The sequence below is a fragment of the Rhodocytophaga aerolata genome (genome assembly GCF_030503435.1).
Lineage (GTDB): Bacteria > Bacteroidota > Bacteroidia > Cytophagales > 172606-1 > Rhodocytophaga > Rhodocytophaga aerolata.
This window is the reverse complement of record NZ_JAUKPO010000010.1, coordinates 218,288-225,795: the sequence shown is the minus strand read 5'-3', so window position 1 is coordinate 225,795 and position 7,508 is coordinate 218,288. Positions and strand designations below refer to the sequence as shown.

Below are 7,508 nucleotides of genomic sequence, written 5' to 3'. Positions count from 1 at the left end.
ACTTTGTTGTTTGGTCACACTAAGTTATTAGCTGATTCCCTTTTTTGTTCAATTATCATTCTTGCAATTTCTGCCTCTCTACTTTTTAAACATCTTCTAAATATCCAGATCCATTCCATTGTTTAAGCGTTTACTACTAGTTACTGCCCAGCATAGGGAATAACCGTTTTATATCTGCCTCGGTTGGCCGGGCGCCATATTCGCATATTTCGAAAGATTCGGCATGCTGCACCTGGGCTGCTTTTTCTGCTCCATACCATTTCTCCAGCGATTTTCTCACTTCCGGGGTAATTTTTACGGTCCGTGTTTGAGCCAGCCATTTTTCCCGGTCTGCTTTGTTTTTGGGTACATCCGACGCATGGTTCCCGATCCAGGGCAGCCACTCATACATCTGCGACTCGTGTGCATCCATGGCATGTATTTTCTGGGTAAATACCTTGGAAATATCCACAGCTACATCCGGGCGGAAAGGATTGGGCCGTTCAAAAGAATCCTGAAAATAGAGGAATATCGGGTTTTTTTTCAGGGGAGGAGTTTCCGGGGCCACATTGGGAACAGCCACCATATAGGCTGCATCCTGCACTAAAATGCCGGTGTAGCGGTGGTCGGGATGGTAGTCATTGGGGCGCGGAGCAATGACCACATCGGCATTCCATTCCCGGATTTTTTTGATGATCTGGAGGCGGACCTCCAACGTGGGCAGTAGTTCTCCATCATGATTGTTTAACACATCGTAGGTTACACCAAACCGTTTACCAGCTTCCTGGGCTTCGGCAAACCGGCGTTTAGCCAGCGATGCGCCTTTGTCGTTCTGGTGGCCGGCATCTCCATTGGTTACCGAAACAAACTTAACGGCATGGCCCATAGAAGAGAGAATGGCTGCTGTACCTCCGCCTTTCATATCACAATCATCCGGGTGGGCACCGATCATAATAATCCGTACTTTGCTGGCATCTGTCTGGGCCATAGTTAGCTGTGAAATACCTAACAGTAATAAGCAAATAACCTTTATACCTGCATTTATCCGGGCTTGCCCCTGCCTGGCGGCACAAAGAATAGTAGTAATTTTTTTCATATACGCAGTAATAGGGAGTAAGGAATGACGGGTAAAATATAAGCAATAAGCAAGTACAACTGCTACAGATTTCCAATTTATTTTATGTTTTCTGTTGGATTGTTTATAAAGCGGAAAGCAGGGCACACGTTAGTAAATTTTATTTAACAGCAAGGCTTTTATTTAGAAAAGGAATTTGTATTTTCAAAACTTCAGGCTTTTGAGTGTCAGCATTAGTTAACCCAGCGTATGTCCATCACCCTTCAAACGACCGCAACACAGCGCTTCACGGCACTGGATGTTTTCCGCGGAATTACGGTTTGCTTTATGATTATTGTGAACACGCCAGGGAATGGAGATACTAGTTATAGTCCTTTACATCATGCCAGCTGGCACGGATTTACGCCTACCGACCTGGTGTTTCCTTCCTTTCTGTTTGCGGTGGGTAATGCACTGATCTTTGCTACTGCACGCTTTCAACAACTCACACAGGCACAGGTGCTGGGTAAAATTTTTAAGCGGACCTTGTTAATTTTTTTGCTCGGCTATCTGATGTACTGGTTTCCCTTTGTACACTGGAATGAAACCGGCCAACTGGCAGCCAATCCATTTGAAAATACCAGGGTGTTTGGCGTGCTTCAACGGATTGCCCTCTGTTATGCTGCTGCCTCTTTATTGATCTATTACACTGGCTGGAAAAGAGCTTTGCTGATATCAGTGGCCGGGTTGTTTGCCTACTGGGCACTGCTATTTATTTTTGGAGATACCGGAAGCCAGTACTTACTCGAGGGCAATGCTGTATCGAAGCTAGATGTCTGGCTACTGGGCCCCAATCATTTGTATCTTAAACAAGGTACTCCCTTTGATCCGGAAGGATTATTAAGCACGCTTCCGGCTATTGCCAATGTAACAGCCGGATATGCTGCCGGTTATTTTTTGCAGCAGAAAGGCAGAAGTTATGAAACCCTGGCCAAACTGTTAATCGTGGGCTGTGTACTGCTGGCAGTAGCTTATGCCTGGGATCTGGTTTTTCCGATCAACAAAAAGTTATGGACCAGTTCGTTTGTGGTGCTGACAGTAGCCATAGATTGTATTTTGCTAGCCTTGCTGGTATATGTAATAGATTTCCGCAGGAGTACCCAATGGAATTATTTCTTCCAGGTATTTGGCAAGAATCCATTATTTATTTACCTGTTATCGGAAGTGCTGGCAATTCTGCTGTCTTTTTTCCGGGTAAACGGGCAAAGTATGTATGGAGTTATTTACCAGACCGTATTCCAGCCGGTAGGCGATTACCTGGGTTCGTTCTTGTTTGCTGTGGCCTTTATGCTACTCTGCTGGGTAGCCGGCTATATCCTGGATAAGCGTAAGATTTATATACGCGTATGATGTAGGCAGTAAACTTGCTAGAAACTTTTTCCGATACTGATGCCAGCCCAGAATATCATATAGCCATCCGGATTAAGGATGGGCATATACCCGGCCCGTAGCATAAATCCACCCTCAGGTTTCTGGTACCGGTACCCAAGTCTAAACGTTGTGGCGGCCTGCAGTCTTTCCCGCTCGTAGTCGCTTCCTCTTGCTCCTGCATAGGTTACATATCCTACAAAAGGGGTTAGTCCGATACCAGTTTCAAAATGATGGTTGCGTTTACCAGTGAACGCGAGTACTTCCAGAGGAACTATTGGGTAAGGGGCGGTAAGGTTGTTTTTTGGTAATAGACTGATACCTGCCCGTGCACCTACTTTTATATACTTTTCTGGCAGAAAAATCCGCTCATAATTTAAGGAATAGATGTACGCATTTCCGCCCATTTCCAGGTATAGGGCATTTCTGGCTTCCACACGTTGAGAAAAGGTAGTATGACTATACAATAAAAGGCTGCCCATCCATGCAAGGATTAACAGCCTGTACATGCGTTTCATAAGAGATGGGAGTAATGTTCTTTGGAGGTGGTTCTTATTTTCGATATATCCGAAGTAACAACACAGATTGGCTTTGCACAAAGCTGATTATTCGCCATTACAGTGTTGACAAAATAGGTAATTATATGTTGAATGGAGTGTAGTAAAGTTCTCATTTTAAATAGTTTGTTTGTATATGGCTTAATGTGAAACCCTCTTAAAAGTAAACCATGCCTGGCACCCGGATGAGAAAAGAGATAATGTAGTAAGAGGGTTATTGGGGTGGCTTATGCCCAGGAAAAGAAAAATAATTGCCTGAAAAGCCTGGCTATATTATAAATAAAAAACCTTTACTTATTTTTATCTTGTTCCACCTAACCCAATCTTTTCATACCTATGCATACTCCCATACCTTCCTTAGAAAGTGAATCAACCTCTTCCAGACGGGAGTGGCTAAAGAAAGCAGGATTAGTAAGTGTTGCGGCTGTTGGAGCACCTGCTATGCTGGCTTCAGCAGAAAAAAATGCCCCTGCTCCCGCTGCCCAACCTATCCGTATCAGTGTATCCACCTATTCCTACTGGCATTTTAGAGAGCCAAAATACCCGGTAGAAAAAGTAATTGAGGAGGCCGCGAAGCTTGGCTTTGATGGCGTAGAAATTTTGCACCGGCAGATGGACAACGAAACCATTCCCTATATGAATAAACTCAAACGGATGGCTTTTGAACGGGGACTGGCCTTGCCCATGCTGTCTATCCACCAGAATTTTGTGAAGCCAGATGCAGCTGAACGCAAGAAAGACATAGACCATACCATTAAATGTATTGGCCTGGCTACTCAAATGGGTATTCCGTGTATTCGCTTAAATTCCGGACGCTGGAATACGGCTGGTACCTTCGATGAGCTGATGAAAGTACGTGGAAAAGAAGCACCTTTGCCAGGCTATACCGATGATGATGCGTTTAAATGGTGTATTGATGCAGTAGGCGAATGTTTAAAAGAAGCAGAAAAAGCCGGCGTTATTCTGGCGATAGAGAATCACTGGGGCTTAACCACTCAAGTCGAAGGCTTGCTAAGAATCTACCAGGCACATGCAAGTTCACCGGCTATGGGTATGAATGTAGATACTGGCAACTTTGCCGGAGATCCGTATTCCCAGTTTGAGAAGCTGGCTCCCTATGCCACCATTGTACAAGCTAAAACCTATTATGGCGGCGGCAACTGGTACACTTTAGACCTGGATTATGGGCGGATTGCTAATATCCTGCGGAAAGCTAATTTCAAAGGCTATGTCTCTCTGGAAATGGAAGGAAAAGAAGATGCCGCCACCGCCGTTCCCAAAAGCCTGGCTGTGCTCCGGAAAGCTTTTACTACACCTGCATAAGAAATACTTCATTATTTCTGATTTGTTGGCAAGCTAAACAAGAAGACAAGGAATGTTAGATGCTAAAGTAAAAACTTCTTTATTCAACATTCCTTGTTCAATATTCAAATCTATAGTAAACAGCAAGCTTACACCACAGGCAAAGCCATTCTGGCACTTCTGTCTGGGTCGTTTTTTACTACCGGTGTATCATCCAGAATCATGGTTTCTCCATTCTGGGCAGTGAATTTAGGCCAGGTTGGGAGTCCGCCGCCGTTAGGGTTGCCGGTACGGGCAAACTTCAGGAAAGAGTCCGCCATTTTCTCGGAAAGTTTTCTGGGTCTTGCCCCGCCGCCAGTGTGGGTGAGCATTAGGTCGGTATTATAGAACCAGAAGCAAATATCACTGCAATGGAAAGCACGCATCCGGTTGTCGAACAGGGGAGGCTGCCATCCGAACCAGGCCAGGTACACAGGAGCCTGTTGCTTGGACTTGGCTGTGGCCAGGGCTACGGCATTTTGCCGGTTACTGATCGCCATCGACCATATTTCAATAGGCTTTTTCTCCGGGAACGCTTTAGCATAGGCATCGGCTATTTTTCCGGCATCTTCACCAAACCGCTCTTTCAATTTCTCTTTTACCCCATCCAGCGAAATCGTCTCCAGGGAAGAATCCGTACGGCTGGGAGATGCTTCATTAAATGTGGTGCAGATAATCATGGGAATGTCCGCCGCTAGCGGAGTAGGGGCAGGGTCATAGGGATGTTGAGGTAGAAATTTGCCATCGGCCACAGGGCTCCAGCCGCCTCCGCGTTTTCCTTGTGCCTTTAGTTCATCGGATAGTTTTTTGCTTGCCCGGCTGGCAATGTCATAGTATTCTTTCCAGGGCAACTGCTGAAGTTTGTCTACCTGGGCAGCGGTTAACCCGGCCTCCTGCAAGATATAGGTTCCCAGTTTTTCAGACACCTCTTTGTCGGTTGCCCGTAACGAAGCGCCACTCAGCACCACTGCTTTATGAAATAATCCTTTGGCCGAAGGCATGGCGGTTAGCGTGCTTACTTTCACTCCCCCGCCGGACTGGCCAATAATCGTTACATTGCCCGGATCGCCGCCAAAATTGGAAATATTGTTTTTTACCCATTCCAGGGCAGCCACTATATCGAACATACCTACATTGCCGGAAGCCGCATATTTTTCGCCGCCAGCTCCTGCAAAATTAGCAAAGCCCATAGGCCCCAGCCGGTGATTGAGTGAACAAAATACAATATCACCCCACCTGGTCAGATTTTCTCCGTTGTAGCCATCCTGTTCAATGCCATTGCCATTTGTAAAGCCTCCACCATGCAGCCACACAATCACTGGCCGTTTTTTTGTATCAATAGCAGGCGTCCACACATTAATCCGCAAACAATCTTCACTGACATCATCATAATTCCAGTGGTCAATAAATGAGCTGTAAGCATTCGCATAGCGGTTCTCCATGTTCTGTGGAGCAGTATTTCCCCACCAGATAGCGGGTTTTACCTCTGTCCAGGAAGCAGGTTTCTGGGGAGGCATAAAGCGGTTTGCCCCGGAGGTATCGGCTCCGTAGGGTATACCTAAAAATGTATGGATTCCCCGTAAGATGAATCCCCTGACTTTGCCATATTGGGTATTGGCTATTGCTATATTATCGCCGATAAAAAGAACTTGTCCATCTTCCGCTGCTTGTGTGTGTTCGGAAGTTGTAGCCGCTAAGGGAAGGGCTGAAGTTAGCCCCAGAGCCGTGGTACCAAAACCAAGTTTCTGGAGAAAGTTTCTGCGGGTATTTGCCATTGTGTAGAGTTTAAGGGTTGATCATGTATAAAAAAGCCTGATGGTTAGCCATATTGTTGCCTCCTAATCAGTCAAACTATTCTATAAATTGTACAATATACGAAGGGAGATGTTTTTCTCATACATTTTTGAAAACCTTTATTGAGAATTAATTGCTTGTAAAGGTAAATTAACCTCCTAAAATCTATACAGCTTTGCCAGTTAACAGCCACATTAGGTTATAAGGGCATAAACGGCTGCTATTTGTGATTAGCACTATTATAGCTTTAGGTATAATCGAATGCAGAGGTGTAAATAGGTTGATCTGGATATTGCTTAAGCTGTCCGATAGAAATTCCATTGGTCTTGGCCATCACATGCGTATGAATGTGCTGCTTCAGAGAATTCATAATGCCCAGTTTACCTGATTCTTTTAATTGCTTCATAAGGGGAGAATGTGTATCGAGCAGGTACAATGCAGAGCTGACCTGGAAATGATGTAGGACACTCTCTAGCATCGGAATTACTACATGATTATACCCTGGTTGTACAAATAAGGCTTCCAAAGCCAGAAAACGGTGCTGTACAGGATTGATAAGCTGCTTGAGTACTGGGATATGGGGGAGTACATGCATAATAAGTTTACCTCCTATGCCGGGCATATCCACGATCCGCCATGACACCGGATTGGCTTGCACCCCGGCAATAATTTTACCTTTTTCCTTCCATACAAAATAGTGCTGGTTATAAAATACCTGGTCGAAGTGGACGAGGGTATACTTTTTATAGGTTTCCTGGAGTACAGGAAGCAGGCTGGCAAATTCTTCATCTTGCAGTTGAACCACGCTAGCATCCTTTTTGGGATACAACCGGCTAAAAACAATTGCTTCCAGGAGGCCAATACTGGTAAAATTCTCTTTATTCGATATTCGCATAGACCGGCTATTGGATTCTTCCAGATAGGAATAAAATATGTGAGGTTGACTAACGGCACGTTCAATAAAGCGAACCGCCTCCCGTTTAAGCAAGCTGCCATAGCCTTTTCCGGCGAAGGAAGGGTTTACGGCTAATAGCCTGCCATAAAAGCTATCTACAGTTCCTTCAGCAATCTTCACAACACGTCCGGAAAGACAATATGTACCTACCACCGTTTGATCTTCTGTTAACTCAAAAAAATGAGCATGGGTGATATCCTTTATTTTGCTCTCCTGACTTATAGACTGATACCTGGGTCCGGAAGTGCCATAGATGGTGTTCGTTAACAACATGAGGGCATCAGGGCTACAGGTAGGACTTACCGTAATGCGGACATTTCCTTTTGAATAGATACACTCATAGGTAGGTGGTTTCATACAGGTCTGGGTAATTGCTATGAGGAGCATACCTGGTATGCCC

General features: G+C 45.1%; 6 protein-coding genes. 2 read left to right on the top strand and 4 right to left on the bottom strand.

Features of this window, described 5'->3' with window-relative positions:
* Window positions 1-136: 136 nt before the first annotated feature.
* On the bottom strand, window positions 137-1,075 hold the full coding sequence (locus Q0590_RS18450; protein WP_302039062.1) for a PIG-L deacetylase family protein: 939 nt from the start codon (window positions 1,073-1,075) through the stop codon (window positions 137-139).
* Between the two features lie 228 nt (window positions 1,076-1,303).
* Between Q0590_RS18450 and Q0590_RS18445 the strand changes: the two genes are divergently transcribed.
* Window positions 1,304-2,443 carry an acyltransferase family protein gene (locus Q0590_RS18445; protein WP_302039061.1) on the top strand — a complete coding sequence of 380 codons (1,140 nt, stop codon included), beginning with the start codon at window positions 1,304-1,306 and terminating at the stop codon, window positions 2,441-2,443.
* Window positions 2,444-2,460: 17 nt separating this feature from the next.
* Here Q0590_RS18445 and Q0590_RS18440 read toward each other — a convergent pair whose 3' ends face one another.
* Complete coding sequence (locus Q0590_RS18440; protein ID WP_302039060.1) at window positions 2,461-2,979, bottom strand: hypothetical protein; 519 nt, start codon at window positions 2,977-2,979, stop codon at window positions 2,461-2,463.
* A 375-nt stretch (window positions 2,980-3,354) separates the two neighbouring features.
* Between Q0590_RS18440 and Q0590_RS18435 the strand changes: the two genes are divergently transcribed.
* Window positions 3,355-4,341 carry a sugar phosphate isomerase/epimerase family protein gene (locus Q0590_RS18435; protein ID WP_302039059.1) on the top strand — a complete coding sequence of 329 codons (987 nt, stop codon included), beginning with the start codon at window positions 3,355-3,357 and terminating at the stop codon, window positions 4,339-4,341.
* Between the two features lie 128 nt (window positions 4,342-4,469).
* Here Q0590_RS18435 and Q0590_RS18430 read toward each other — a convergent pair whose 3' ends face one another.
* Window positions 4,470-6,134, bottom strand: coding sequence for a carboxylesterase/lipase family protein (locus Q0590_RS18430; protein ID WP_302039058.1), 1,665 nt, complete (start codon window positions 6,132-6,134; stop codon window positions 4,470-4,472).
* A gap of 266 nt (window positions 6,135-6,400) precedes the next feature.
* Entirely contained in the window at window positions 6,401-7,465 is a 1,065-nt protein-coding gene (locus Q0590_RS18425) for a GNAT family N-acetyltransferase (RefSeq protein WP_302039057.1), read from the bottom strand.
* Window positions 7,466-7,508: the final 43 nt, after the last annotated feature.